Source organism: Actinospineispora acaciae DSM 45401, from assembly GCF_000620785.1.
In the GTDB taxonomy this organism is placed as follows: domain Bacteria; phylum Actinomycetota; class Actinomycetes; order Mycobacteriales; family Pseudonocardiaceae; genus Pseudonocardia; species Pseudonocardia acaciae.
Genome location: NZ_JIAI01000075.1, coordinates 1 through 2,162 on the forward strand (window position 1 = coordinate 1; position 2,162 = coordinate 2,162).

Sequence of the window (2,162 nt, forward strand, 5' to 3'; positions counted from 1 at the left end):
GCCGCCCGGTTCTGGAACTGGATCCGCGTCCACGACCTCAAACCGCTCAACGGCAAACCCTGGAACTTCATCTCCCAAACCCAGTTCGGCATCGGAATCGGCCCACGCTGGTCCCCGATCCCCCACACCCAGCTGCCCAACTTCATCGAGTACCGAGGCTCACTACAAAAGCTCACCTACAGCAACAACGGCGCCGACAGCCACACCATCCACATGGTCAATGACATCGGGCCCAAGCTCGGCGCCCGGATCGCCAGGCTGCTGCCGTGGCTGCTGCGCCGCGACCCGAACACCGACTGGAGCCCCGTCTGGGGCGACGCCATGGCCAAGCGGCAGGCCGCGTACCACAACAAGCTGCGCCGGCGCGGGCTCGAGGTGCTGCGGCAGACGGTGCACGCGCAGCGCGCGCAGTTGGGCCGGGTCACCGCCGAGCTGGCCCGCACCGAGGACCAGATCCGGGCGCTCACCGCCACCGGCATGGACCCGCTGGCCGGCCTCGGCATGACCGGGCAGCCACACCCGGTGGCCGCGCTGCGGTGGCGGGCGGCGCACCTGCGCCGGCTGCGCGCCCAGCTGCTGGCCGCGATCACCGAGAACTTCGGCCGGATGCGCGCGTTCGCCGACTACTCCGGCAGCCCCACCGGGGTGCTCGACCCACCCGCGCCCACCCACCGGGTGCCGCAGCCCACCCAGACCGGCCCGAACGGTGAGCTCACCACCGGCGGCCCCCCGGCCGACGGCACCCAGCCCGACGGCACCCAGTCGCGGCTCGGGTTCGAGCTGCCCGGGGTGGCCGGGCGCAGCGACTCCGGCCACCCGGAGAACCGCAACTTCGACGCGATGGGCGCGATCGTCACACCCGGTGGGCGGGTCATCGCCGCGGTGGCCGACCAGCAGGGCTACGCCAAGAAGCCGACACCCGTCTCACAGGTCGCGGTCGGGGCCGCGCTGGGAGCGGTCGCCGACGCCCTGGCCACCGACCCGAACACGCCCGCCGACCAACTGGCCCAGCTGGCCTTCGACGCCGCGGCCGCCGCGGCCGAGCCCGGCGACCAGATCACCACGTTCCTGCTGGTCGTCGCCACCCCGACCGGGCCGAACAGCAACAACGTCGTGTTCATCCGGGTCGGCGACAGCCGCGGCTACACCGTCGATGCCACCGGCACCGAGCAGGTCGGAACCGACCACACCTGGGGCGTGACCAACACCGCCGAGACCGCCCCGGACAACCAGCCGCGCCAGCAGATCACCCGGTGGATCGGCGCCGGCCCCGCGCACACCCCGGCGATGGACAGCCGCGACATCGACGGCCCCGCCTACATCGTGCTGACCACCGACGAGCTGCACGACTTCTACCCCAACCCGGACGACCTGGGAGCCGTCGTCCTCGCCTCGGGCGGCCCGACCGCCGCCGCGGACGCCCTGATCGACAACGTCCTCACCCGGGGCAGCGGCAACAAGACAGCCGTGGTCATCCAGCTCAACACCGGCATGCCGGCACCCCACACCCCGGGTGGTGCGCCGGCACCGGCGCGCCGGCCGGCACCGTCCGCGCCGCCGGGCACGATCCTGTCGCGTGCACACCGCACCGCGGTGACCGAGCAGCTGCGCAAGGCGATCGTCCTGGTCGACGCGCCTTACCTGGAGGCGGGGCGGCGGCTGGCCGGGGCGCTGCCCACGCAGGCCGAGGCGGAAGCCGGGGTCACCGAGCTGCACGAGCGCGGCGTGCGGTGGTTGTTCGCCGGCGACGAGTCCTTGCTGACCCGGGCGAACATCGAGCGGGTCGCCGACGAGCTGGGCATGCTGCGGTCCGAGGTGGCCGCCCTGGCGACCGACCCGACGGTGCCCGCCGAGGTGACCGGGCTGGGCGCGCCGGACGGATCGTTCGACCAGCGGCTGGCCCGCCTGGTCACGGAGCTGAACGACCGGACGGCGAAGCTGGACGCGGCCACCGACGAGGTGACCGAGGCCCGCGCCGCGCTGGCCCGCGCCGACGCCGCCCGGACCACCGCGGTCGAGGCGGCGGTGCGCAGGGCGGCACGGCGCGGCCTGTCCGTGCCGGCCATCGCCCGGATCACCTCGCTGAGCCGGGCCGAGGTACGGCGCATCCTGGGCCACCACCCCGGCGGCGGCCCCACCGGCGGCGGCCCCACCGGCGGCGG

1 protein-coding gene is annotated in these 2,162 nt (G+C 74.3%); it reads left to right on the forward strand.

The window, feature by feature from the left end; all coding sequences use genetic code 11:
* Window positions 1-2,162 (forward strand): protein phosphatase 2C domain-containing protein (locus N912_RS64955; protein ID WP_037070452.1); only part of this gene is annotated, 2,162 nt, incomplete at both ends.